This window comes from Pseudanabaena biceps PCC 7429, assembly GCF_000332215.1.
GTDB classification, from domain to species: Bacteria; Cyanobacteriota; Cyanobacteriia; order Pseudanabaenales; family Pseudanabaenaceae; genus Pseudanabaena; species Pseudanabaena biceps.
The window spans coordinates 35,025-59,472 of the sequence record NZ_ALWB01000002.1 but is presented as its reverse complement, the minus strand read 5'-3'; the positions used below and the strand labels follow the sequence as shown (position 1 = coordinate 59,472).

Genomic DNA, 24,448 nt, shown 5'->3' with positions numbered 1-24,448 from the left:
CTTTTGGGGTATTATTCAATAGAATTGCCGCCGCAGCTTTTAGATGTTCTTTCAGAACTTTGCTTTCTTCGGGTGTCATCTTTTTTAACCTTCTATTTTTTATTCATTTTCTCATATGTCATCTATAAGTAGAAATACTCATTGCATTAGTGAGATGCTCCCCCTAAGTATTGGGTTGTAAAGTGACTTAATTTATTTAGGGCGACTAAAAGTTCATCTAACTTATACTCTTGCGGTGCAGTTTTCGCTGATACTAGCTTATTAGAACTATTGGTAATTTGTATGGGGTTATCGGTAGCTATAGCCCTAATACTAGGCGCTGTAGGGGCAGAAAAATTAGTAGGAGATACAGGAGGTGTTTGCGGCTTATTGTTGGGCGGAGCTTGTAAATTTATGTTACTAGTCTGGGTCTTTGTATTGGTGTTACTTGATGTATTACTGCTGGGACTGCTCGCTTTTGCCTTTGAGTCCGTACTTGCTTGTTTCTCAATTTGAGGAATCGTATCAACAGAGATGGCTGATGCATATGGGTTAGTAAGAGGCTTAGCATTGCTATCTGCCGTTAGCGAACTCTTCACATCCTGCTTGGCAGCTGTATTCGGTGAGTTAGCATCTTGGCTGGCATTTGGTAAAGAATGCTGAGTTACTGTGCCTAATAGGAGCTTAAAGTATGCGACTGTGTTGTATGTATCTGTTTCGATTAAATATTTGATTTTGGTAATGCCCCGTCTATAGTCAGCATTTTTTAGGTCACTATCTGTCAGTACTAGTAGGACTAGCCCATGCGTCAACTTGTAAATAAAAACAACATGACTAGCAAAGTGAAATTCAAAGGACTCAAATCCTTCGGGTACGTTCTCAACAACTTGCAGTACTCCTTGACCTAATGCTTGCTTTGTCCTTTCTAATACGGTATCTAAGCCGTAGAAGTAGGGTCGCATACGGCGGTTTGTGAGAGCAATCCCCACAATGCCTGCTAAATTCAAAAAATCTTGAATAACCTCCCGACTCATCTTTTCTCACGCTGCTTCTATGATCGATATACCGTTCACCCTAGACCAATTACGCATTCTTAAGGCGATCGCTGCTGAAGGTAGCTTTAAACGCGCCGCTGATAGCCTATATGTGTCCCAACCCGCCGTTAGCTTGCAAGTCCAACACCTAGAGCGACAGCTAGATGTGCCTTTGTTCGATCGCGGAGGCAGAAGAGCACAGTTGACTGAGGCTGGACAGTTGTTACTTTCCTATGGCGATCGCATTTTAAGCCTTTGCCAAGAGACCTGTCGAGCCATTGACGATCTGCAAAATCTTAATGGTGGGACTCTAATTATAGGTGCTAGTCAAACGACAGGAACCTATCTAATGCCGCAGATGATTGGTTTGTTTCGCAAAAAATATCCTGAAGTCTCAGTACAACTCCACGTTCATTCTACAAGGCGAACTGCATGGAGTGTTGCTAACGGACAGGTAGACTTGGCAATTATTGGCGGCGAAATTCCTGCCGATCTACATGACTCTCTAGAGATTACACCCTATGCCGAAGATGAACTTGCGCTAATTCTACCAATTTCCCATCAGCTTGCTCAAGTTGGAGCCTTGCCGATTGACGAGCTATACAAGTTACAATTTATTACCCTTGACTCACAATCAACTATTCGCAAGGCGATTGATCGTGTGCTCCTTGATAGTGGAGTCGATCCGCGCCAATTAGCGATCGCTATGGAGCTAAATTCAATTGAGGCAATTAAAAATGCCGTACAAGCTGGTTTGGGGGCAGCATTTTTATCAGTAACTGCTATCGAAAAAGAGTTGCAAATGGGGGCTTTGCAACAAGTGCGAATTGACGGAGTTGTCATCAAACGTATGTTGTTACAAATTCGTAATCCCAATCGCTATCGATCTAAGGCAACTGAAGCTTTTTGTAATGAAGTATTACCCGTATTTCGAGATAAAGCTTAGTTGCAATCTGGTTAAAGCTAGCAAAGTTCTAAACCCATATAAAGCGATCGCGATAAAATAAAAATTTCAAGCCTAATTTTTCCCATTTTTCTTTTTCTTTCTAAACCATGAGCTACTTCCGCCCAGCCATTGATGCCATGACAGGTTATGTCCCTGGAGAACAACCAAAGTCGGGTATCAAGGTTATTAAACTGAATACCAATGAAAATCCCTATGCGCCTTCGCCAAAGGCGATCGCTGCCTTACAAAACATTGATAGTGATGCCTTGCGCCGCTATCCCGACCCCTTTGCCCATGAGTTTTGTCAATCTGTCAGCGAGGCTCTGGATGTGCCTGCGGATTGGGTGATTGTGGGTAATGGTAGTGATGATGTTTTAAATATTTTGATCAGGGCTTGTGCGGAAGGTGGCGATCGCAAGGTGGTTTATCCGATGCCAACCTATGTGCTATATCGGACTTTATCGGCGATGCAACCTGCGGAAATAGTCGAAGTCCCCTATGGTGAAAATTTTCAGTTACCGATCGCTGAATTAGTGGCATCCAATGGGGCTGTAACTTTTATCGCCTCCCCCAATAGTCCTTCGGGACATGCCGTGCCTTTGGACGATTTACGCCAATTAGCAGGGCAGGTTTCAGGTATTCTAGTGATCGATGAAGCCTATGTCGATTTTGCAGAATATTCGGCTTTGCCTTTGGTGCGAGAGTTTGACAATGTAATCGTGCTACGCACCCTATCAAAAGGTTACTCCTTAGCAGGCTTGCGTTTGGGCTTTGGGATTGCGAATCCTCAGCTTCTTTCAGGACTATTTAAGGTTAAAGACAGCTATAACATTGATGCCGTAGCGATCGCGGTGGGTACTGCTGCCATGCGCGATCAAGAATACAAAAATAAAAATGCTGAAAAAGTCAAAATTTCAAGAACTAAACTTACTTTAGATCTCAAAAGTCTTGACTACACCGTACTAGAATCGCATGGTAATTTTGTGCTTGCCACTCCACCCAAAGGCAATGCTGAAGAGATTTATTTAAAACTCAAAGAATCTGGCATTTTAGTCCGCTATTTCAATCAAGTAGGACTATCTGATAAATTACGAATTACCGTTGGCACTGATGAACAAAATCAAGCTCTAATTGATCTGTTATCCATTCTTTAAGATTTTTAGAAAATTTTCTAATTAGGTGGTGGATAGTTAAAGCATGATCGAGGGATCTTTATCTTTTTACCTTCATAAAACGAATATTTTAACGTCAGTTCATATCAGTTCGGATTAAGCTGGCAAATTTTAAAATCCCAATAAAATCCCAAAAGTAAAAGCCTTGCTAAGTAAGGCTTTTACTTTTGGGATTTGAGAAAAGGTTTGCGTAGCAAACCCTTTCTCAACGTCAGTTCGGGATAAGCTGGCAAATTTTAAAAGCCCAAAAATAAAAGCCTTGCTTAGCAAGGCTTTTATTTTTGGGCTTTTAAAATTTGTCAGCTTAACCCAAACTGACGTTAATTAGTACATAAAACCCAAGCAGAGGAGGTTGGCACTTCGTGCCAATCTCCTCTGCTTGGGTATGGAACCATAGAAATAGTAGAGGCTATTTCAGAATATTTTGTAAAGTGCTGACGACTCGCTGCTGTTGTTCTTCGCGAAGTTCGGGAAACATGGGTAAAGACAGAACGCGATCGCAAATATCTTCGGTAACGGGGAAATCTCCTTTTTTATAGTTGAGGTAACGATAAACCTCCTGTAAATGCAGGGGTAAGGGGTAGTAAATCATCGTGATGATATTTTGTTCGCGAAGCTGGGCTTGCACCTGATCTCTTTGCCCATCGCCGATGCAAACTGTGTATTGGTTCCACACACTACTCGCACAGTAGTGAGGAGAGACTAGCTTGGGAATATTGGCATCTTTCAGCAGATGGGTATAGCGATCGCTAATTTCCCGACGCTGGTCATTCCACTTGTCGAGGTAGGGCAGTTTAACCTGTAATAGAGCCGCTTGCAGCGCATCGAGACGAGAGTTCATGCCGATATATTCGTGGTAATAGCGCTTCGGGCTACCATGTTCGCGCAAAATATGTAATTTTCTGGCAACTTCGGGGTTATTGGTGGTCATCATCCCCCCATCGCCACAGCCACCCAGATTTTTGGTGGGATAAAAGCTAAAACAGCCCACATCCCCAATATTCCCCACCTTTTGTCCGTCAAAGGTCGCCCCTGTTGCCTGAGCGCAGTCTTCGATGACGTAGAGATTGTGCTTTTTGGCGATCGCCATCAGCTTGGTCATATCTACGGAGCGACCAAATAGATGCACAGGCATGATTGCCTTAGTGCGCTCGGTGATCGCCGCTTCGATTAAATCCACATTCATATTGAAGCTATGGGCTTCAATATCGATAAATACTGGCTTTGCCCCCGTCATACTAATCGTTTCTGCACTGGCAAAAAATGTAAATGGTGAAGTAATTACTTCGGCACCCTCCCCAATGTCTAAAGCTCTTAGGGCTAAATACAGAGCATCAGTACCTGAGTTGCAAGCAATACCGTGATTTGAGCCGATATATTGCGCAAATTCAGTCTCAAACTGACTTACAGCTTGTCCGCCAATGTATTGCCCCGATGCCAGTACTTCTAACGCCGCTTTGTTGAGGCGATCGCCAATTTGTTGATATTGCTGCGATACATCAAAGGGAGGAATTTTATTCACGTTGAAACGATTCTAGATTGCCTCAACTATTTTAAACGCTATCATGCAAACCATAACTAACTAAAGCAATCCTAAATATAGCTGCCGTCAACTGTATCAGGAAATAAAGCCCAAAAGAGGGTTGCCGCGCTCCGCGCGACAACCCTCTTTTGGGGCTAAACGAATGCTATGCGTCGTTTATTTTGTTTCGTGACGGGCATAGTCATCTTGAAAGCGAATTATGTCGTCTTCTCCCAAATACTCACCATTTTGCACCTCGATCAAGATCAAAGGAATAATTCCGGGATTTTCTAACCGATGAGCCGTACATTTTGGTACATAGGTGGATTGATTGGTACTAATCATTGTTTCTTTATCTCCACAGGTTACCTTGGCTGTACCTGAAACAACGATCCAATGTTCGCTGCGGTGGTGGTGCATTTGGAGACTGAGACGATGCCCAGATTTAACTTCGATCCGTTTGATTTTGTAACCGCGACCTTCTTCGAGGGTAGTGAAGGATCCCCACGGACGTTCTACAGTAGGTCCATGACCATGCGATTCCCCATTTAGACTTGCTATGCTTGCGATCGCCGAAGAAACTTCTTGTACTGGTGACATAACTGCAATTTAGAAATCTGATTACTTCCTAGAATAACATCAAGCCCAATAATCCTCTTTAAACAGCATTATTTTCATCATAAATAATGAGTAATTCATCATAATTAAAAACGAAGAGCATACCGCCTGCATAGCAGGCAGTACACTCTTCGTTTTTGGTTTATTGCGATTTTCAAATGAGTGCTTGCAGCTAGCCTGCGGACAGTTTTAGAAAATTAGAAAATAGAAAAAGCCTTTCATCGTTTAATTTGTCGTTATTGAAAACCTGCTAAATTGCATCCTCATTGCATCCTCATTACCCACTTGTTCTTATACTCTCCTCCCCCTAAAGAAATAGACCTATAAAATCCAGAAATAGCGGTGCGGGGCTTTGCCCCGCACCGCTATTTCTGGATTGGGAAGGGAGTAGTGCGATCGCTTACTAATTTTGTCTGAAATTTTGTCCGAAATTTTGTCTGAAGTATTTATATATACATAGCTAAAGATGGATCTGCGTCTCAATAGTTATTGGAGAATTCCGATCGCGTCGAGAAACGGCGTTTATAGCAGTAGTCAGTTATGTTAGTTATGTTAGTTATGTTAGAACGAGCTCAAAACCCATGCCTAGAGTGGCGGCGCTTCGCGCCGCCACTCTAGGCATGGGTTTTATGACATAACTTCCTTAGCTATAGCGATATTGAGATATAGCGATATTGACAGAATTGGGACAAGATCTTTTTAGGTTAGATTTTAATGGCTGAGGTACTCAATCCGACTAAGCTCTTATTTGACCTACATCGAGGCACTGAAATTGCAGAAACTTTTTCTGGATGCCTAGAGCCAGAGGTAATTGCGCTGCGAGTTACCAATGGGATCGTGGAGCGGTTTGACTGTGCTTTTGCAAGGATTTGGTTACTAGAGCCAGATCGAACTTACCTGAAGCTCGTCGCCTCTTCGGGGATGTATACACGTACCGATGGTAGATTTGCCAAAGTACCAATCGGCGCGTACAAGGTGGGGAAAATTGCCCAAAATCGGGTTTCCTTTCTCAGTAACAATTTAGCCGATGAAACTTGGGTAGGCGATCGCCATTGGGCGATTACCAATAATATTCTGGGATTTGCAGGTTATCCCTTAGAGATCAAGGGCAGAGTCGTAGGCGTTTTGGCAGCCTTTAGCCATCACAAAATGCCACCCGAATTTCTAGAGTTTTTGCGGATGCTCTGTACAATTGCGGCGATCGCCATTGACAGTGCCTTTAACCATCAACAGGAAAAGCAGTCTTGGCAAGCCCTAGATCGGCATCCTTGGCAGGAGCGCACCGCCCTATCCGATCGCCTAGCCGATATTTTGCATTCCCATCGGTTAACGCTGGTGGGCACTGAGCGATCGCTAGATCTCACACTTGAGTACGTATTTTTACGCACGGCGGAAATTCTGAATAAAATTGGCGGAGCCTATTGCCGCTTAATTTATGCCGATACAGCTATATCTCTAGAAGCGATCGTAGCGACCCCCACCGCACAGACGAACAATGCCCTTCATAATCATCCCCATAATCATCCCCAAATATGGCTGAGATCGCTATTTCACGAATTGTTTGTCATCATTTCCAGTCTGGGTGGCACGATCGATATTCATAGCACCGAGTTACAAATCGCGATTATGATTCCCTTTATTAAAGAAACTAATCCCCTATCCGAGCGGGAATTGGAAATGATGCAGTTATTAACCCAAGGACTGCGCGATCGCGACATTGCCCAACAATTGATCATTAGCGAAAGCACCGTAAAATTTCATATTAATAATATTTTAGCCAAACTCAAGGCGAGAACTCGTTTTCAAGCTCTACATTTAGCGATGGTCAATGGGTGGCTGCAATAGAGTTGTTTTTAGCTTGACGGGACGATCGCAAAAAAACAACAATGGGTTTACTCAAGTTAAATAAGTAGCTAGTTACAATTAAATATAAAATCCCAAAAGCTGTAGCGCACGCTGCGCGTGCGCTACAGCTTTTGGTTCTGGATTTTAATTATGCCCAGCTACTTAAAAACTGCCAAATTAACCTAAGCTAAAAGCTAAAAGCTAAGAGCTAAAAAGCCCCATAAAACTATGACCAGAACCGAACGCGACTCCATGGGGGAAATGACCCTGCCCGATGATGTTTATTACGGTATTCAAACTGCTAGGGCGATCGATAACTTTAAGATCAGCGGACTTAAGCCCCTTCCTACTTTTGTCGATGCTTGCTTACTCATCAAAAAAGCGACAGCATTAGTTAATGCCGAACTCGGTTGTATCCCTGTTGGTATGGGCATGGCGATCGCGGCGGCGGCGGATGAAATATTAGATGGTCAATTACGCGATCAGTTTGTTGTTGATGTTTATCAAGCAGGCGCTGGCACATCCCACCATATGAATGTTAATGAAGTCTTAGCCAATCGCGCCCTAGAAATTTTGGGTGATGTTAAGGGCAATTACAATGCTGTCAATCCTAACGATCATGTTAATTACGGACAGTCAACTAATGATGTCATCCCCACTGCGATCAGAATTGGCGCGTTATTAGCCCTAGATCATGTGTTACTTCCTGCCTTAGCAAATCTCAACGAACAGTTACGGATCAAGGCGATCGCCTTTGCCGATATCGTTAAGTCTGGACGCACCCATTTACAGGATGCAGTTCCCGTTAGACTTGGGGACGAATTTCAAGCCTATGCCCAAATCATTAGCGATCACATTCAACGTATTCACCTCGCCGCCAACGATCTCAAAACCTTAGGCTTAGGGGGAAGTGCGTCGGGGACGGGACTAAATACCCATCCCCGCTATTGCGATCGCGTAGCCGAGAAATTAAGTGAAATTACTGGGTTTGAACTCAAACCCGCCAGTAACCTCATGGCAGCGATGCAGAGTATGGCTCCCTTTGTAAATGTGTCGGGTGCGATCCGTAACCTTGCCCAAGATACTTGCAAAATTGCTAACGATTTGCGCTTGATGGATTCGGGACCCAAAACAGGATTGCGAGAAATTCAACTGCCTCCCGTACAACCAGGATCCTCAATCATGCCTGGGAAATACAATCCTGTAATTGCGGAGATGACAAATATGGTTTGTTATCAAGTAATTGGCTATGACACCGCGATCGCCTTTGCCGCCCAAGCAGGTCAATTGGAATTAAATGTGATGATGCCTCTCATTGCCTACGATCTAATTCAGAGTATTGAGATTTTAGGACGAGCGATCGATACCTTGGCAGCAAAATGCATTCGCGGCATTACAGCCGTCGAAGATCGCTGTCTAGCCTACGCTGAAGGCAGTCTCTCACTGGTGACGGCTCTAAATACCCATATTGGCTATCTGAATGCTGCGGATGTGGCAAAGGAATCGTTGGCAACGGGCAAGTCTCTGCGTCAGGTGGTTTTAGACAAAGGGCTGATGACAGCGGAGAAGTTAGCTGAAGTTCTCGATCTCGAACAAATGAGTCGTCCCAACGGATAGCCTTCATCCCTCGATTCCAAACCAATAATTAGCGTTGCGGTGCGAAGCGCCGCCACGTCTAATTCTTCACTGGGAAGGGAGTAGTATGAGGGTTTTGAAAGCTAAAAAATGGCTACGCCATTTTTTAGCTTTGGTATCAGGTAGAGAGAATAGGGAAAAGGGGATTTTATTTAGTAATTCATGGAGAAATAGAAGACTATGTTAGCAGTAGCAGTATTGGCGGCGGGTAAAGGAACGCGCATGAAATCGACCTTACCCAAAGTTTTACAACCGTTAGGAGGTAAATCCTTAGTTGAGCGCGTTCTCAATGCCACGGATCCACTTCAAGCCGATCGCCGCATTGCGATCGTAGGTTATTGCAGCGATCTAGTGCGGGAGGCTCTTGCTTCTTATCCCCATTTGGAGTTTGCCGAACAAGCAGAGCAATTAGGGACTGGACATGCTATTCAACAGTTATTAGAACCCTTGGCAGGTTTTGAAGGGGAGTTAGTCGTGCTGACTGGAGATTCGCCATTGATGCGTGCGGAAACAATTCAAGCCCTCATCGATAGCCACCGCCAACATCAAGCTTCGGCAACCGTACTGACAGCCATCCTTCCCAATCCCACGGGATATGGACGGGTGTTTTGCGATCGCACCATGCAGATCGAACGCATCATCGAACATCGTGACTGCAATCCCGAACAAATTCTCAACCAACGAGTTAGTACTGGGGTTTATTGTTTTGATTGGTCGCAATTGGCTCTGGCTCTACCAAAGCTGACGACAAACAATGCTCAGAAGGAATATTATCTCACTGAAGTCTTTGATTATCTCACTTCAGTTTATGCTAGCGATTTGGAAGATCCCGATGAGAGCTTGGGGATTAACGATCGCCTTCAATTAGCCCATGCCTACGCAGTGCTGCAAAAAAGAGCGCGTGATAAATGGATGCGGGCAGGGGTAACGATGCTACTGCCTGAAACCATTACCATCGACGATGAAGTAGAACTCGCCCCCAATGTCACCATCGAACCCCATTCCCATTTACGCGGCAATACAAAAGTTAGTGCGGGTACGACGATTGGACCATCTAGCCTCATCGAAAATAGTATCATTGGGGAAAATTGCTCTGTACAATTCTCCGTGATTGAAGATAGCCAGATCGCTGACAACTGTAGAATTGGTCCCTTTGCGCGCATTCGTGGTGAATCAGTCGTCGGTGAAAAATGCCGCATCGGTAATTTTGTAGAACTTAAAAATGCCAAAGTGGGCGATCGCACTAATGCCGCCCATCTCAGTTATTTAGGAGATGCGACCATCGGTCAACAGGTAAATATTGGCGCGGGCACGATTACCGCTAATTATGACGGCTTTAAAAAACATCCCACCATCATTGGCGATCGCAGTAAAACTGGTTCTAATTCTGTCCTCGTTGCTCCCATTCAAATCGGTGAAAACGTAAATATCGCCGCAGGTTCGATAATTGTCGAGGATGTTGCTGATAATTCTTTAGCGATCGCGCGATCGCAGCAAGTTACCAAACCTGATTATTACGATCCAGAAGGTCGGAAAAAAAATTAAAAACAAGAATTAAAAACAAGAAGATGTGCTTTGCACATCTTCTTGTTTTTAGGAAGGACTATAAACGCTTTTTTTTCTTTTTTCCTGCTTTTGTGCGTACATTAACCGATCTCCCTCAGCCAAAAGATCGTTAATTGATTGATGTCGGCTAGAATCGAACGCAACGATGCCAACACTACAAATAATTTGGTAACCACGATTGGATTTTTGATTAAACTCTTCTAGCGATCGCTCCAGACGCTCCAAAACTAGTTGCGTTTCCTCGCGATCGACATTAGACAATAAGGCGACAAATTCATCCCCTCCCAATCTGCCCACTACATCCGACTCCCGAAAAGATTCTTTTAAAATCATACTAAAATCGATTAAAGCTCGATCTCCCTCCGCATGTCCATAGCGATCGTTGATTTCTTTAAATAAATCCAGATCGAGAAAGAAAAGAGAGGCTGGTTTATTTTCCCGTTTGCATAATTTGAGAGAATATTGAGATAGCGCCACAAAACCGCGCCGATTGGATATTTGGGTTAGCTCGTCAATGGTTGCTAATTGCAATACAGCCAATTCTTGTACAGCCATCTGTCCGAGATCCTGCAACAACCTTCGATCCTCTTCGTTAAGTATGCGCGGACATCGATCAATCAAGCAGAGTGTACCTAACTTTATGCCCTTAGATATAATCAATGGAACTCCTGCATAAAAGCGAATTTTCGGCTCATCAATTACATAGGGATTATCGTAAAATCTATCGTCCAGCAAAGCATCCGCAACTATAAAAATTTCATCCCCTACAATAGCGTGACCACAAAAGGATACATCACGAGATTGCGGCATTTGGGAAGGTTCTATGCCTTGAGACGATTTAAACCATTGGCACTTAAGATCGACCAAACTTATCAAGACAATAGGCACGCCAAATAATCGCTTTGCTATTCTAGTAATTCGATCAAAACGTTCTTCTGGCTCAGTATCAAGAATATTTAGCGATCGCAATATTTCTATGCGGACATCTTCATTTTCTGGGTATTCAGGTACTTTCATAGATAAATGCTAAAAAAAAATAATACGTAAAACAATATCTTTATGGATGCATGATATCAAAACCAATTCTACTAATACCAAAGCTCAAAATGGCTACGCCATTTTGAGCTTTGAAAACCCTTACTGGGTTTGGTTTTCAATCCACAAAAGTGTTGTCACACTTTCGTGAATTGGTATAAAAGGACTGTTGTCTAAAAAGAGTTAAAAAAGGGCTGTAAGTTTTAATCAGGCAATTGTGGGTTTAATATTAAAATTCTGAGCGTACCGCCCACAACACGGGCAGTACGCTCTTCTAGATTCTTAAATTATGCTGAACTACTTAGTAGTTATATTCATCAGCCCATCAACTTTCGGACTCTTTCAACATGTTTCGGTGCGTTCAATTCTGTAAAAAGAGCGATCGCCTTTTCAAAATCATCTTGATAACCATGCTCTCGCATCTCACGAGCAATCAAAGCTTCTTCTACTAATACCTTTGCCAGATCTAACTTTGATTCTATCTTCATCAATATATTTTTCGATTGTAAGCAGTACTCCTTTGCTTTTGTTAGATCTCCTATATTTCGATATGTTTCTGCAAGTCCATACATTGCCTTGCCTTCTAACTGTCTGTGGCTAGTTTCATGACTAAATTTTAAAGTCGTGTTGTAAATTTCTAGAGCCTTATCAAACCTTTTACTCATAAGACATACAAATCCAAGATACATCAAAGCAAATCCTTTCCCCCCGCGAGACATAGGCAATGAGCGATTTACGATAGATGCATAAGCCTCTTCAGCAATCGCTACCGAAGCATCATGATCTAGTTCCGTTGCAAGCATGAAAGACTGAGGTATTTGTGGATAAGTAGAAAAATATGGCGCAATTAATGGGTGATTAGCCAAGGACTTGTACTTATCAATATTGTTTATATATTGCTTAGTTAGTACAATCGCTTCTTCAAATTCACCCAATTCCATTTTGCAAGCAATAATATGAAAAATATTCGAGATCAGAAAAACTATTAATTGTGGGGAGTTGACTTCCTCGATAAGTTTGATTGCGGTTTCTAACGCTAACACTGACTTTCGAGCTTGTCCTGAGAACAAGTATAAGCTTCCATAAAAAGTTTTTACAAGTGCCAAAATTGACATACCTTGTTCAGGAGGTAAAAGCAATGCTCGCTCTTCTACTTTATCTAACAGCTCAAGCACCAAAGTTGGAGAAAACCTTCCATAAAAAGCCATATGAAGATGTTCATCTTCAATTAAATCTCGCCTCAAGAATATTTCCAAAATTTTATTGAGAGCATTTATTTCTAAGTAGTGATAGCAAGGCTCAAATGCCATGAGGATATCTTTGTCAGTATCTAAAGCCTGAACATGAGCTTTCCAAAAGTCAGCAGCCCTGTGGTGTGCTTTAGTAAATTCTTCTTCATTTTGCTTGAGATGACGTACTGCCTCCGCCCTCACAATTGGATGTAATGAATATTCTCCATTGGCTAACTCCAATAAAGACCGATTTTTGAGAACCTCAATAATGTCGATATGACTTGCTTCAGGGCTATCCCATAACTGATAGAACAAAGCCTCAATTGGAATATAGGGAATACTCTGATAGCGATAACAACCCATCCTCCTTAAAAGACCATAGGCTAATGGCTCTATGGTTACTAAGCGTTCTAAATGTCCAGCGACCAGATCTTTTAAATCTGCCGAAGCAAGTATATCTGACCCACGTTGTTTCCAGAAATTTGTGGCATCGCGATCAAAATCCACATATATTTCACCACATAGACTAGTCATGGCTTTAGCATTCCCACCCAGTTTACTGTACATTTCGGCTAATGATTGCTCGTCAAAATTGACATTGTTATAGGTAAAATAATCTTGCCAATCAGACTGACTTAATGATGGAATAGCGTAATTATATACACTGCGTAATCGAGATTCTAGCAACCGACATCGGCTTGTAACAAGAGTCATAGACTTAACTGAGTGATCTGATAGCACGCTAAATAGTTCTAAATATTGAGCGTGATCTGTAATGAACTTCCCGTTTTCATCCAGTAAGCTCTCAATATTGTCAATCAAAAAAGCAATTTTCTGTTCCCTAATTATGCGTCGCAATCGATCTAAAGTAACGCCAAACTGAGAAGATGGCATCTCCTGAAAATCTCGATTAAACCATTCGTCTAAAATGCTTTTTGCTGAAGGAATATTTGCGGCATCAATGGGCATATATAGTTCAATAAACCGATATCCATCAACTGCTAGCCCTTGTAAATAGTTTTGCGCTAGAGTCGTCTTACCCTGACCACCGACACCATATATAACTATTAATCTGTTAGTTTTTACTAGAGCATTAATACTTTCTATAGCTCTATCCCTTCCCAAAAAGCTGAGGTTTGGTTGTGCAAATATTCGCTCTTGTAGCTCATTGGGCTTAAGCCCTAATGCTTGGCAGCAAGCAATAAAGCTTGCAGGACTTATCTTTACTTTGCCTGACCGAAAACGATTCCAAGTCTCTAGAGACACATTCGCTTTTTCTACCCAATAGTCATCGGTCTTGTTCCGCCCACTGCTTTTAATGGCTTCGTTTACCTTTTCAATACCAGCGATCGATAGCTTCCAATCATTAGGCATAATGAAACCCTCACTAATTCAAGCTGACCCTTGAACTTTACACTTAGTTCACAAAATTATCCCAGATTTTAGAGATAAAAATATAACAATTTCATATTTTTATTTTGCCATTTTTTTGTCAGTGAATGCGAAATGTTCTGACAAAAAAGTATCGTGATGACAATACTTTTTTGTCATTTTTTAGTCAACTAGTCAGTCATAGATTGACAATGACCTTTTCGGAATTTGCTGCTTTAATCGAAGTTGTGAGTAGTTAGACGCAATTAAATATATCCTCCAAACTTTTAGCGTATGGTTACAGGTTTGGGTTAGCGACAAACCCATCTAGCATTTAATTCCAGCAACCTACTTATTCCTTAAAGCTAATCTTATTTGGCGGAGAAAAAATAAATGTATGGATGATAAAAACTTGGCTCGATTTTCAAGTTTTACTGTCTCATTAGGAACTGTTTTCTTAATCTCATTACCTGTATCAGCACAGTATTGTAGACGTGGGGAAACAATGGAACAGCGTGGAGCCATATCAGTTCGAGCGAGAGCTGAAGGAGGCTGTGGATGGACAAATGCAAGTTGCGAACAATTTCACGATAGGAAAGAAGAAGTTTATAACGCTCCAGATGGATGGGCGATTGTTAAATATCAACAAAGAACCCTAGATTCGATTCGCATACAATGGACTTCTGCATCTATTTCTCTTATTAAAGGTGGACAACAGTATGCATCGTCAAGAAATTCCGCTTCTAACAGTAGCTCTAACATGAGTGGCAACGTAAATGCTGGAACTTATGGAAACTATTCAGGTAGTTATAATCAATCCTCTTCCTCTTCTGGCAATCAGGCTGCAAGAAATTCCTCTCTAGTTACTGGCATCATTTTAAAAGTGGAAGCCAAGGCAGAAAAAGCTTTTGGTGGTGGTTCTGGTTCAGCAAGAACAGAAGCTGTTGATGTTGTACTACGCTGCGTTAACTGAGCAAAGGGAAACCCCTTACGAATAGATTGAAAGCTGGCAAGGAAAAACCTTGAAACATATTTCAGAAATTCCTGAGATAGAAACGCACTAAACAATTTATCTGTTTATCTATTTTTACATTGAGGAAATCTACCATGTTGAGTAAACTTATTGCTGCTTTTGTTATTCTTTCAACTACTTCTCTATCAATTCCCTTGGCAGTATTTGCACAGTCTAGCTCTGGTACTCCATATACTGACAAGTGCGTAGAAGTTTTCCTCAAAACTAAATCGGACATGGAAAGTAACACAATTACACCTAGCCAGAAAGTGACTACTGACAGCACCGCAATAAAAGTATGGGGTGAAGAAGTCCATACATTACAGATGAGAAGGATAGTTCCTTATGGTTCTGCCGATCCTTCTGGCAGATAATTTTGAGTAAACCTAGTAGCCAAATTGAGAGATGCACGTTGTACATCTCTCAATTTTTGTCTGGAATTTAGTACGATCGCCAATATCAAATTTCATCGGGATTTATTCCCAGTGACTTTAAATAAGTTTCTAACTTTTCCTTCTGTTGACGTTCTTGTAGCATTTGTTGGCGTTCTTGCTCAGCGAGCATCTCAGCATTCTCAGCACGTTCTTCAGCAGTTGGATATCGCACGCTATTGCGATCATACCAATAGACCCACTCGCGCTCCCAATTACCACGATTACTAATTTCACAGCCAATACCTAGATCGATTTCTGGCATCCATACCATTTTTCCACCTTCCTGCAAAAGTGAAACCGATGGAATAAGTTCGTACTTGCCATTCATTAACTTATAGACTTCTAAAGATTGATGTTTTTTGTAAATCCCTCTTCTTCCACTCAAGGCATTGTAAACAACATAGTAGAGAATTCCTAAATCCTGATATTGCAAGAGCTTGCGATCATATTCGCCATTATACTTTTTAGAGATGACTTCGAGCGCAAGAATTGGCAGTACTTTTTCCTGCCATAGCACATAACTTAATCTTCCACCTTCATTAGTCAGTCTCTCTACGCCAAGAGCTAAAAAAGCATCAGGAACAATTGCTTTAGATTTTTCAGGTTCCTCAATATTTGGCTCGTAATAGAAACACATATCTACACCCCAAAACCAATCTTGGCGATCGCCCCAAATTGATCGCAGCAAATTTAGGAGAACATTAGGAATATCATTTTGGAGTTCATTATCCACAGGAGTTTCGTCGGAATCTGGTAGGTCTTCCGCAGTAGGTAGATAGCGGTGTTCGTAAGGTATTGTAATCATAACTTTTTGGTATGTTACGTTAGCTTTGTTATGCCATAAGTATAGCAAAACATAAAAAGTGAATGAATGCGATCGCATTCATTCACTTTCACCCAGTCAGTAGCTATTTCCAGATATTTTCCCAAAATGGAGTTTCGACAGGATCGGGCAAACTAGAGATATTCATCTTGCGACGAATATCGAAAAGATTCCAGCCTGTTAAGCTTGCGAGGGTTTGGGCTTCTTTCTCAAAACGCGGACGCAGCGATCGCTGATATGCTTTTCCAGCATCACAGTTTGTCTCACCTTTAAAGGGATATCGCAAAACATAGCGACCTTGGAAGAACTCTTGATTCGAGGTTTCCTTAAAGCTCAAATCTTCGGGAAATGTATCGCGGCTATAGCGAATATGTAAACGGGTGATAAAAACTCTTCCGTTGTTGGGAGGTAGTGGTCGGCGGAACAGCCGCGATGAATTGACAGCATCATCTGGGGAACCAATCCAAAACACCCCTGCCTTGCGAAGTTCTTCGGGAGAGAGCGGTTCGGCAGAGCATGGATCGCAGCTTGACATATCCCATGCATATTCTAAAAAGGCAACTTTGCGTCCTTCCTTATTGTAGGAAGTTTTAAACATTGACTTATAGAATTCCCCAAATTCACTCTTCACATAGGTCGGAATATCGTCACCCGATGGAACTTTGATCGTACGATAATTAGCGACTTCGGCTTGTCCTTTAGGAGAAAGAATATAGACAAGTAAATCTTGATCACCATTGGCATTAAGCATCCCCAAGCGGATAGGAAGCATGAATTTTGGGGATTCGTATGCCATCATCAGCGGTCTGAGAGATTGCGAACCTGTTTTACTGAGTTCGGCAATATTCACCTTTGCCACAAAGAACTTCATGTTTTGGCGAATATAGGGTTGAAGTAACTCCTTTGCACCTTGCGGAATCTTGTAATCATTATCAATCAGCCAAGACTCTAAACCATCGGAATCCTTAGCACTGAGAATGAGAATATCGTATTCGCCAACCGCAAATTTGGCTTCGATCGTAACTTGATAATTATCTGCTCTTGCTTTTGATTCCATCATTGGTGCAGCAGCTCTTGTCGCACCTCCAAGAGTTATTCGATCATAGGCTTCATATCTTGCGCAGGGATCGGAGTCAAAGTACTCAACCAAACGAGGTGCGCTAAAGGAATCGAGGCGATCAATGATCTTCTGTTCACCAATGCGTACCTGTTCTTTTTTCAGTAACACGGGTACGGGTACGACAAGGGCAAAGTCTTTAACATCGCCTTGATAGTCATTCGCCATCGTTAAAACGGTGCGCTTACCGTCACGGGCGATTACCACCTGTGAAGCTTTGTTAAAGAGACTAGCATCGGCTTGGGATACATAAAATCCACAAAAAGCAAAAGCCAAGGGTGAATAAGCAAACACCACCACACCAGCAAGGACAGTACTCAACAGTACACGCATCCACAGCAAAAATCGTTTCATAATCTAACCTTAGTAATTTATGGATTAGAGAGCAAAGCACTATGAGCGCTATGACGCTTGGGTAACCATTGGAATCGTGGGGCATTCCACAGCCGATCGCACAAAACGGTGAGCGGTGAAATTAGGAATAATGCATAAAACATGGCATCCGCATTGAAGAAGACATTACGGAAGATAAATGCTAAAACCGCGATCGCCATTGCCCAAATCAGCCTTGCTGTTTTAGCATTAGGAATGGAACGCGGATCGGTAATCATGAATAGGGCAAATAGCAACAAAGAGCCACTAGTCAAACGATGGGCAAGCACATCCCAAGTCCAACCCAGCCAAAAATTCCGCAATCCTTCTAGCAGGGCATAGGAAGCCAAAAACATGAAACTAGTATCCCAACGCCCTACTTTTTTGAGAACGATCCCGCCAAAACCGAGGAAAACTAAAGCATAAAGGCTATCTTCACCCCATTGCCCATTAGACACCCATGCATGGTTATCCCAAACAAAGGTGTCTAACAACAGAACGACAACAATGCCAAAGTTCGCAGGATTGAACCAATGTTTGCCATTAGTACGAAAAATAAACTTACTAGCGATCGCCAAAAACGAAGCACAGATGATCGCCCCATAGCCGTCGGAGCGCAGCAGTAGACTTAAACCCAAGGCGGTAATCGTGGCACTTTTGAGCGATAGCCAGCGGTCGTGATTCTGGGAGGCAGGTGGGAATAGGCTGACCATCGCCATCTGGGTTAACCAGCAAATGCTAAAGGTCAGGGCGATCGCGATCGGTTTCAAAGACCAATCGCGCGTACTTACCCCTAACAATAAAAAGACGGATAAAAAGAGAATCTGATAATCGCGAGCATCTTTGAAGGGGGGGATGCTCAAAGCAAACAATGGGGAAAGCGATCGCGGCAAAACCAAAGGCAACTTCCATAACTGCATAGCTTTCTGATTAACCATAAAGTTTGCATCAGTATAAGTGCATCAATTTTAGAAATATAGTCCGTTGCACTTTTTGTAACGATGCCTATGCGTCGCGGCCTAATACAAGGCTTCTTTCGGTTTAACGATATTAATCGCTCTCAATCCCGAAATCACACCCGTACCAATCACGGCACCAGACAGACCGCGCATCGCATTTTCCACAGGAATAACGGGAATTAACATTTTCCAAATTGGCTCTGGCCAGTTAAAGAGATAATAGGTAAAGGGAACTTGACTGAGATGGGCAAGCCCACAGATCATCCAAGTGCCGCAAAAGATGCCGATTCCTACTCTGATCAAATCTTTGCTGCCAATCATGCGGGCAAATAACGTTCGCGTGGGCAATACAAATAGAAGTATCGATGACCAATCAATAAAGGCTCCTGCGATAAAAGTATCGAGAGGAATACCATTACGAGCGATCGCCAAATAAGCATAGGTCACAAGTTCGCTTACAAATATCCCGACCAATCCCAAATACCAATATTGGCGATTCCAACCAGTAACCATAGCCCCTGCTGCAAAACTGGCGATCGCTGCTCCCCAAATGGCGATTGCAGGCACTCCTGCCGTATAGGGGGCAAGGAATACGCCAATTAAAGTACCAATACCGCTAGCTAAGGCTCCCGCCAAAGGACCTAACAACCAGCCAAGTAAAGGATAGATGCTTTGACTTAAAGGAATACCTTTACCAGAACCAAGCACGATCGAAAATGGAATGAATGCTAATACTGTAGCAACGGAAGCAAGAACGATGATGTAAGCGATTGGTGCACCATCGATCGCCGCACTACCGATCATTTTCACTTCGCGTTCCGCACCTTTAGGAATTTGATTTTCGGTCATGGTGATTTTAATAGCAAATTTTATAAGCCTTGGAATTTTTTGAGGATTCTTTTGAGTAATTAGTCTCATTTTATAGCAAGAATCACAGCCATTTTATTGACTTTAATTCTCAAATAAGTTTAAGCTATATCTAGTAGTTATTGCCATTAATTCTTTTTAGTATATTGATCGACTTTTAAAAAATAATGAAATTTTTTGTATTTTCTCCTGCCAAGTTTGTTGCGATCGCAGGATTAGTTTCCCTGATGGGTTTGACCGCTTGCACAGAAAATAGTCAAAATAGCCAAAATAATCAGCAACCTTCATCTACATCGAATGTAGCCCAGACTAACGCTAGCAAGGAACAAACCAAAGATGCTAAACCTGCTCCAACTGAAGTAGCTAAGACTCCTAGCAATGATATTACGATCGCCTTTGCCACCCGCCGCGACACCAAGGATCTCCAGAGCAAAATTGATAAAGTTACTGCTATTTTATCGAAAGAACTAGGTAGTCCTGTCAAGGGGATCGTTGCCGATGAAACTGCATCAGTCGAAGCTCTCCGCGCCAATCGAGCCAATGTTGCCTTTGTCAGCGGACGCGCAGCCCTAAAAGCCGAACAGCTATCAGGAGCAAAGATGTATCTAGCCGAAGTTCGTGCTGATTACTCAGGCGGTAAATCCTATAACTCGATCTTTGTCGTACCCGAAAACAGCCCCCTAAAAACCTTAGCAACTCCCCAAGAAACCCTAGAACAGTTGAAAGGAAAGCGTATGGCATTTACCTCGCGTTCTTCGGGTTCGGGATTTATTTTCCCCGTGAGCGAATTGGTGGGGTTAAAGTTTGTTGATGGTCCCGATCGCTTAGATAGTTTTTTTGGCAAAGTAACCTATGGTGACGGCTATAGCAGTGCGTTACAGGCTGTTTTGCGCGATCAAGCCGATGTGGCTGTGGTATCAGAATATGCATTGCTTCCCCCTTGGATTACGGCTGAAGAAAGCAAAAAATTGCGCGTACTCCACGCCGTTCCCAATGTACCCGCCCACGGCATTGCCATTGACGATAGCGTACCTGCGGATGTCAGGGAAAAGTTGATTAATGCTTTTTTAAAGCTGAATGAAGCGGAGAATAACGAATTATTTCGCAGTCTCTATAACTCTACCCAACTAGTCAAGGTCGATCACGAACAACATTTAGCCACCATGCGTACGGCTATTGCCCGTGCAGGACTCAAACCTTAAATTAAAATCCAGATCTAAAACCTGCGGCGCACGCTGCGCGTGCGCCGCAGGTTTTAGGGTTTTATATTTAATTAAGCCCACTTATACCAATTCACTGAAGTGAGCCAACACTTCAGTGAATTAAAAACAAACCCAGTAAGGTTTTGAGATTCCCAAAATGGCGTTGCCATTTCGGGAATTGGTATTACTTAGAATTTTCAATTAGGATTTTCAATTAGGATTTTAAAAATATGGAATCTTTATCAGTCAATAACGCCCCTGCGATCGCTTGTCACAATCTGCGCACGGCTTATCAAGCTAATTTAAAGCGTCCAATCTTAAATGGAATCGATTTACAAATTAACCAAGGCGAGTTTGTTGCCCTACTAGGTCTAAACGGTGCGGGAAAATCCACACTATTGCGATCGCTAGTGGGCTTAATTCCTGTAAATCAAGGGGAGATTCAAGTATTTGGCACTAAGGTCGAACCGCAAAACATTGGTGAAATCCGTAAAAATGTGGGCTTTCTCTTTCAGGGAGGGGGCTTAGTCGATCAGCTTTCCTCTCTAGACAATGTTTTATGTGGATGTCTGGGTGAGCTAAACACATGGCAGAGTTTGTGGGGATTTCCGCAACGCGATCGCCGTGTTGCTATGCAGCTATTACAAAAGCTCGGGCTACAGGAGCAGACCTACCAAAAAGCCCGACAGTTAAGCGGCGGACAGCGCCAGCGCGTGGCGATCGCACGTACCTTGATCCAATCACCACAGATTTTGCTGGCTGATGAGCCGACGACAGGTTTGGATATCGTCGGCATCAATCAAGTAATGGAAGCCCTTGCTTCCATGCATCGCAAAGGATTGACGGTTGTAGTCGTACTGCATGATCTCGCCCTAGCCGCTCAATATGCCCAACGGGCGATCATCCTTGAAGCAGGGCAAGTCATGTATGATGGGGATTGTCAAAATATGGAAAAGCAGTTTGCCAAACTGCAAAATCTCTCCCCAGTCCAGTCTGCTAGCGCTGCATGATGAAATTTATTGATCGGATTCGTCCCCATACTTCTAGCTACAATATCTGGGCTATTAGGGTTTTAGTAATTGTCGGTCTAGGTTGGGCTTATATCTGGTCACTAAGGGGATTAAAAGTTGATCTCAAATTACTGCAAACGAGTTTGCCCTACATGACAGATTTTCTGTCCCGTCTTTGGCCGCCCGATTTGAGTATTTTAGATGTTGCGATCAATGCTTTGATTGAAACTGTGCAAATGTCACTGTGGGGAACGACGATTGGCGCAATTCTTTCTATACCGATCGCTTTGCTATCTGCCCGAAATCTTTCGCCCTTATGGTTACGTTGGCTGGCTAATTTTTTACAAAATGCGGTACGTTCAGTTCCGTCCATTATTTTAGGCTTGTTTTTTGTGGCGGCGACGGGGTTGGGTGCACCAGCGGGAACCTTGGCGCTAGGGATTTACACGATCGGCTATCTTGCCAAGTTCTATCAAGAGGCGATCGAATCCGTCGATAAGCGATCGCTCGAAGCTTTAAAAGTCGGTCGCGCCTCATGGTGGCAGATCGCTCAGTATGGAGTCATGCCGCAGGTTTTACCCCTATGCCTTGGCTATACCCTCTATATGTTTGAGTACAATATTCGCGCCGCTTCTGTTTTAGGGGTAGTTGGAGCTGGGGGAATTGGCTTTGAATTAGTCAGTTATATTCGTGGTTTTGAATATAACAAAGCGACAACGATGATGATCGTTTTATTGGCAGTTGTCACGGCGATCGATACCCTCAGCAGTCAATTGCGGAACAAGTTTAAATCGGAATAAAATCCTGATGGCGATATGCGATGATTTATAGCGTTATCGAACTCCAAACCGAGGTTGTCCTATGCCTAAAGCGATCGCTCAAGCAGACACTTTCCTGAAAAAAAAGCTGCTGGGATCAACGGATTTAGCCGATTCCGAGAAGATTTTTATTAAAAAAGATCAGGCTTTTTATGTCACAGAATATAGCCCCGATCGCAACCAACATCTTTTAATGACGCTGGCATCCCCCTTCACCGCCAAGGACGGTAAAACCCAGATCCAGAAGGTCTATGCCTACGAGCCCCATATCAAAATCGAAGGACAGGATCTCAATCAACTAATTAAACTGCCAGTCAAATACTGCTCGCAGTTGGATAACGATGAAGCTATCTTTGGTCCTGGGTGGCGGCAATGTAATACCACCAGCAATACCATGCTTGCGGACTATTTATTAGGTGGAGAGTTAACCAAAAAGGCTCAATCAGGAAATTACAGTGTAGTAGAACCTGAGTCTGTATATATGCGGATTGTGAGCAAGTATGGCGATACCACCGATCACGACGCGCAAACATGGGCGTTAAAAGAACTTGGTATTGATTCTTACTTCAGTTACTCTCTCTCTGCCAAAGATTTATTACTGTCGCTTAAGGCGAATATTCCTGTAGTGGTGGGATTTGCCTATAAAGGAAGCGGACATATTTGTATAGTAGTGGGGCATGATCCGACGAATAAAGTTTGGCTCATCCACGATCCTTACGGTACTCGTCATGGTGCTAGCGATAGCTACGATGTTGGCGTTGGTGGAGCCTATGATGCCTATAGCTACGATGTAATGCAGCAAGTTTTCTGGGATAGTGGCGGTGAGTCTGGCTGGGGAAGAATTGTTACCAGTGTAAAGGGCAAGCCAACTGGTTTACCATCGGGACTCTAGGAAAAAGCGACGCATTGCGTCGCCTTTTCCGATGACAACTAATTTGTACGAAAAATTGCACGTACGGGAAGATGGTCGGACACCTTAGTAAAATAGGTGCGATCGCTGTCAAAGCCCAAATCTTTTTGCGGATCGAGAATCTGCACTGATTGAGGAATATATTCGGTTTCTGCACCCTTAGGGGCTTTAGAAACGACAATATGATCGATCACACAACCAGTACCGCGATTGGAATAGCGGGGACGACCTTCGGGAGTTTTCGGTTGCCCATGTTTTTTTAAACAATTCTCTTGGGCATCGGTTTCGATCGCACGGGTGAGAAAAGTTAGGGGCGCATTGCGCAAACCACGATTCTGATCCGCCCATGTAGGACTGTTGAAGTCAGCGACGAGAATCAGATCGGGATCGGATTGTGGATTCTGTTGATATTGATCAACCTCCTTTCGCAGGAGATCACTTTGATTTTGGCGAGTACGATCAGCATCCTTGCCACTGCCACCCTTTTGATGCACGATCACGAGAGTAAAATCGAATTTCTTACCATCATTGCCAACTTGAACATAGGTTACGAGGGGCGATCGCAAAGTTCCTGTCATATTTACCTTTTGCCATTCCGTCACTTTCTGAGCGGCGATCGCCTCTTTACGATAGAAGAAGGCTATCCTTTGCTTGCCGCCTGATTCCCCTAAAATAAATTCCCAAGATTGAGATTTATTCAGTCTTTCTTTCAATTTCTCTGCCGCTAGAGGACTCACTTCCTGTAAACCAATCGCATCAAAGTTACGTTCCATAATTTGGCTCACAACATTAACCTTTTCCTCGCTCAACCCATCAAAATTTTCGAGGTTAAAGGTTCCAATGCGAACTTGATCAGGTAGGGCTTTAGATACTAAAGAACTTGAGCAACCCGCGATCATCACAAGGCTGCATAAACTTAGCCAAGAGAAACAAGATCTCAAACTTTCCACAAGCGATCGCTGCATTACA

At 43.0% G+C, this 24,448-nt stretch carries 21 protein-coding genes; 11 read left to right on the top strand and 10 right to left on the bottom strand.

Translation table 11 applies throughout. The annotated features are described in order from the left end of the window. Window positions 1-146 precede the first annotated feature (146 nt). Window positions 147-1,013 carry a hypothetical protein gene (locus PSE7429_RS23165; RefSeq protein ID WP_009625075.1) on the bottom strand — a complete coding sequence of 289 codons (867 nt, stop codon included), beginning with the start codon at window positions 1,011-1,013 and terminating at the stop codon, window positions 147-149. A gap of 19 nt (window positions 1,014-1,032) precedes the next feature. Between PSE7429_RS23165 and PSE7429_RS00550 the strand changes: the two genes are divergently transcribed. Both PSE7429_RS00550 and hisC read left to right on the top strand, forming a co-directional pair. Beyond that, on the top strand, window positions 1,033-1,959 hold the full coding sequence (locus PSE7429_RS00550; RefSeq protein WP_009625074.1) for a LysR family transcriptional regulator: 927 nt from the start codon (window positions 1,033-1,035) through the stop codon (window positions 1,957-1,959). Window positions 1,960-2,066: 107 nt separating this feature from the next. Continuing rightward, entirely contained in the window at window positions 2,067-3,113 is a 1,047-nt protein-coding gene (gene hisC / locus PSE7429_RS00545) for a histidinol-phosphate transaminase (RefSeq protein WP_009625073.1), read from the top strand. A gap of 427 nt (window positions 3,114-3,540) precedes the next feature. On the opposite strand, the gene PSE7429_RS00540 is transcribed toward hisC, so the two are convergent. Further along, complete coding sequence (locus PSE7429_RS00540; protein WP_009625072.1) at window positions 3,541-4,653, bottom strand: DegT/DnrJ/EryC1/StrS family aminotransferase; 1,113 nt, start codon at window positions 4,651-4,653, stop codon at window positions 3,541-3,543. A gap of 177 nt (window positions 4,654-4,830) precedes the next feature. Further along, window positions 4,831-5,253, bottom strand: coding sequence for a cupin domain-containing protein (locus PSE7429_RS00535; RefSeq protein ID WP_009625071.1), 423 nt, complete (start codon window positions 5,251-5,253; stop codon window positions 4,831-4,833). A 732-nt stretch (window positions 5,254-5,985) separates the two neighbouring features. On the opposite strand from PSE7429_RS00535, the gene PSE7429_RS00530 reads away from it, so the two are divergent. The 3 genes from PSE7429_RS00530 to glmU all read left to right on the top strand — a co-directional run bounded on the left by PSE7429_RS00530 (window position 5,986) and on the right by glmU (window position 10,296). Beyond that, the gene (locus PSE7429_RS00530) at window positions 5,986-7,116 is read left to right on the top strand and encodes a LuxR C-terminal-related transcriptional regulator (protein ID WP_009625070.1); all 1,131 of its coding nucleotides are present in this window, start codon (window positions 5,986-5,988) and stop codon (window positions 7,114-7,116) included. Between the two features lie 228 nt (window positions 7,117-7,344). Then, window positions 7,345-8,733, top strand: a complete 1,389-nt coding sequence (locus PSE7429_RS00525; RefSeq protein WP_009625069.1) for an aspartate ammonia-lyase — start codon at window positions 7,345-7,347, stop codon at window positions 8,731-8,733. Between the two features lie 198 nt (window positions 8,734-8,931). Continuing rightward, window positions 8,932-10,296: a bifunctional UDP-N-acetylglucosamine diphosphorylase/glucosamine-1-phosphate N-acetyltransferase GlmU gene (gene glmU / locus PSE7429_RS00520; RefSeq protein ID WP_009625068.1), complete on the top strand. Its 1,365-nt coding sequence runs from the start codon at window positions 8,932-8,934 to the stop codon at window positions 10,294-10,296. 48 nt (window positions 10,297-10,344) lie between these two features. Here the strand turns inward: glmU and PSE7429_RS00515 are convergent, their stop codons facing one another. Further along, window positions 10,345-11,334: a sensor domain-containing diguanylate cyclase gene (locus PSE7429_RS00515; RefSeq protein ID WP_009625067.1), complete on the bottom strand. Its 990-nt coding sequence runs from the start codon at window positions 11,332-11,334 to the stop codon at window positions 10,345-10,347. Between the two features lie 335 nt (window positions 11,335-11,669). Beyond that, window positions 11,670-13,850, bottom strand: coding sequence for a tetratricopeptide repeat protein (locus tag PSE7429_RS00510; RefSeq protein WP_158467599.1), 2,181 nt, complete (start codon window positions 13,848-13,850; stop codon window positions 11,670-11,672). Between the two features lie 610 nt (window positions 13,851-14,460). Between PSE7429_RS00510 and PSE7429_RS00505 the strand changes: the two genes are divergently transcribed. Together PSE7429_RS00505 and PSE7429_RS00500 are read left to right on the top strand one after the other, a co-directional pair. Beyond that, window positions 14,461-14,928 (top strand): hypothetical protein, encoded by a 468-nt coding sequence (locus PSE7429_RS00505; protein ID WP_144052468.1) that lies wholly within the window; start codon window positions 14,461-14,463, stop codon window positions 14,926-14,928. Between the two features lie 134 nt (window positions 14,929-15,062). Further along, window positions 15,063-15,341, top strand: a complete 279-nt coding sequence (locus PSE7429_RS00500) for a hypothetical protein (RefSeq protein WP_009625063.1) — start codon at window positions 15,063-15,065, stop codon at window positions 15,339-15,341. 85 nt (window positions 15,342-15,426) lie between these two features. On the opposite strand, the gene PSE7429_RS00495 is transcribed toward PSE7429_RS00500, so the two are convergent. The 4 genes from PSE7429_RS00495 to PSE7429_RS00480 form a co-directional block, all read right to left on the bottom strand. Continuing rightward, window positions 15,427-16,206 (bottom strand): Uma2 family endonuclease, encoded by a 780-nt coding sequence (locus PSE7429_RS00495; RefSeq protein ID WP_009625062.1) that lies wholly within the window; start codon window positions 16,204-16,206, stop codon window positions 15,427-15,429. A gap of 103 nt (window positions 16,207-16,309) precedes the next feature. After that, window positions 16,310-17,695 carry a DUF2330 domain-containing protein gene (locus PSE7429_RS00490; protein ID WP_009625061.1) on the bottom strand — a complete coding sequence of 462 codons (1,386 nt, stop codon included), beginning with the start codon at window positions 17,693-17,695 and terminating at the stop codon, window positions 16,310-16,312. A gap of 17 nt (window positions 17,696-17,712) precedes the next feature. Further along, entirely contained in the window at window positions 17,713-18,651 is a 939-nt protein-coding gene (locus PSE7429_RS00485) for an RnfABCDGE type electron transport complex subunit D (RefSeq protein ID WP_009625060.1), read from the bottom strand. Between the two features lie 81 nt (window positions 18,652-18,732). Then, on the bottom strand, window positions 18,733-19,521 hold the full coding sequence (locus PSE7429_RS00480; RefSeq protein WP_040686835.1) for a hypothetical protein: 789 nt from the start codon (window positions 19,519-19,521) through the stop codon (window positions 18,733-18,735). Window positions 19,522-19,706: 185 nt separating this feature from the next. On the opposite strand from PSE7429_RS00480, the gene PSE7429_RS00475 reads away from it, so the two are divergent. The 4 genes from PSE7429_RS00475 to PSE7429_RS00460 all read left to right on the top strand — a co-directional run bounded on the left by PSE7429_RS00475 (window position 19,707) and on the right by PSE7429_RS00460 (window position 23,461). After that, a complete protein-coding gene (locus tag PSE7429_RS00475) occupies window positions 19,707-20,741 on the top strand; it encodes a phosphate/phosphite/phosphonate ABC transporter substrate-binding protein (protein ID WP_009625058.1) in 1,035 nt (344 codons plus the stop codon). A 230-nt stretch (window positions 20,742-20,971) separates the two neighbouring features. Beyond that, the gene (locus tag PSE7429_RS00470; RefSeq protein ID WP_009625057.1) at window positions 20,972-21,751 is read left to right on the top strand and encodes a phosphonate ABC transporter ATP-binding protein; all 780 of its coding nucleotides are present in this window, start codon (window positions 20,972-20,974) and stop codon (window positions 21,749-21,751) included. Next, a complete protein-coding gene (gene phnE, locus PSE7429_RS00465) occupies window positions 21,748-22,551 on the top strand; it encodes a phosphonate ABC transporter, permease protein PhnE (protein ID WP_009625056.1) in 804 nt (267 codons plus the stop codon). The genes PSE7429_RS00470 and phnE overlap by 4 nt, the downstream gene beginning before the upstream one ends. A gap of 61 nt (window positions 22,552-22,612) precedes the next feature. Then, window positions 22,613-23,461: a C39 family peptidase gene (locus tag PSE7429_RS00460; protein ID WP_009625055.1), complete on the top strand. Its 849-nt coding sequence runs from the start codon at window positions 22,613-22,615 to the stop codon at window positions 23,459-23,461. 38 nt (window positions 23,462-23,499) lie between these two features. On the opposite strand, the gene PSE7429_RS00455 is transcribed toward PSE7429_RS00460, so the two are convergent. Continuing rightward, complete coding sequence (locus PSE7429_RS00455; protein WP_009625054.1) at window positions 23,500-24,444, bottom strand: endonuclease/exonuclease/phosphatase family protein; 945 nt, start codon at window positions 24,442-24,444, stop codon at window positions 23,500-23,502. Window positions 24,445-24,448: the final 4 nt, after the last annotated feature.

Coding starts and splice junctions, on each gene's coding strand:
- PSE7429_RS23165 (WP_009625075.1), bottom strand. CDS start 1,013: ATGAGTCGGGAGGTTATTCAAGATTTTTTGAATTTAGCAGGCATTGTG.
- PSE7429_RS00550 (WP_009625074.1), top strand. CDS start 1,033: ATGATCGATATACCGTTCACCCTAGACCAATTACGCATTCTTAAGGCG.
- hisC (WP_009625073.1), top strand. CDS start 2,067: ATGAGCTACTTCCGCCCAGCCATTGATGCCATGACAGGTTATGTCCCT.
- PSE7429_RS00535 (WP_009625071.1), bottom strand. CDS start 5,253: ATGTCACCAGTACAAGAAGTTTCTTCGGCGATCGCAAGCATAGCAAGT.
- PSE7429_RS00530 (WP_009625070.1), top strand. CDS start 5,986: ATGGCTGAGGTACTCAATCCGACTAAGCTCTTATTTGACCTACATCGA.
- PSE7429_RS00525 (WP_009625069.1), top strand. CDS start 7,345: ATGACCAGAACCGAACGCGACTCCATGGGGGAAATGACCCTGCCCGAT.
- glmU (WP_009625068.1), top strand. CDS start 8,932: ATGTTAGCAGTAGCAGTATTGGCGGCGGGTAAAGGAACGCGCATGAAA.
- PSE7429_RS00515 (WP_009625067.1), bottom strand. CDS start 11,334: ATGAAAGTACCTGAATACCCAGAAAATGAAGATGTCCGCATAGAAATA.
- PSE7429_RS00505 (WP_144052468.1), top strand. CDS start 14,461: ATGGAACAGCGTGGAGCCATATCAGTTCGAGCGAGAGCTGAAGGAGGC.
- PSE7429_RS00500 (WP_009625063.1), top strand. CDS start 15,063: ATGTTGAGTAAACTTATTGCTGCTTTTGTTATTCTTTCAACTACTTCT.
- PSE7429_RS00495 (WP_009625062.1), bottom strand. CDS start 16,206: ATGATTACAATACCTTACGAACACCGCTATCTACCTACTGCGGAAGAC.
- PSE7429_RS00490 (WP_009625061.1), bottom strand. CDS start 17,695: ATGAAACGATTTTTGCTGTGGATGCGTGTACTGTTGAGTACTGTCCTT.
- PSE7429_RS00485 (WP_009625060.1), bottom strand. CDS start 18,651: ATGGTTAATCAGAAAGCTATGCAGTTATGGAAGTTGCCTTTGGTTTTG.
- PSE7429_RS00480 (WP_040686835.1), bottom strand. CDS start 19,521: ATGACCGAAAATCAAATTCCTAAAGGTGCGGAACGCGAAGTGAAAATG.
- PSE7429_RS00475 (WP_009625058.1), top strand. CDS start 19,707: ATGAAATTTTTTGTATTTTCTCCTGCCAAGTTTGTTGCGATCGCAGGA.
- PSE7429_RS00470 (WP_009625057.1), top strand. CDS start 20,972: ATGGAATCTTTATCAGTCAATAACGCCCCTGCGATCGCTTGTCACAAT.
- phnE (WP_009625056.1), top strand. CDS start 21,748: ATGATGAAATTTATTGATCGGATTCGTCCCCATACTTCTAGCTACAAT.
- PSE7429_RS00460 (WP_009625055.1), top strand. CDS start 22,613: ATGCCTAAAGCGATCGCTCAAGCAGACACTTTCCTGAAAAAAAAGCTG.
- PSE7429_RS00455 (WP_009625054.1), bottom strand. CDS start 24,444: ATGCAGCGATCGCTTGTGGAAAGTTTGAGATCTTGTTTCTCTTGGCTA.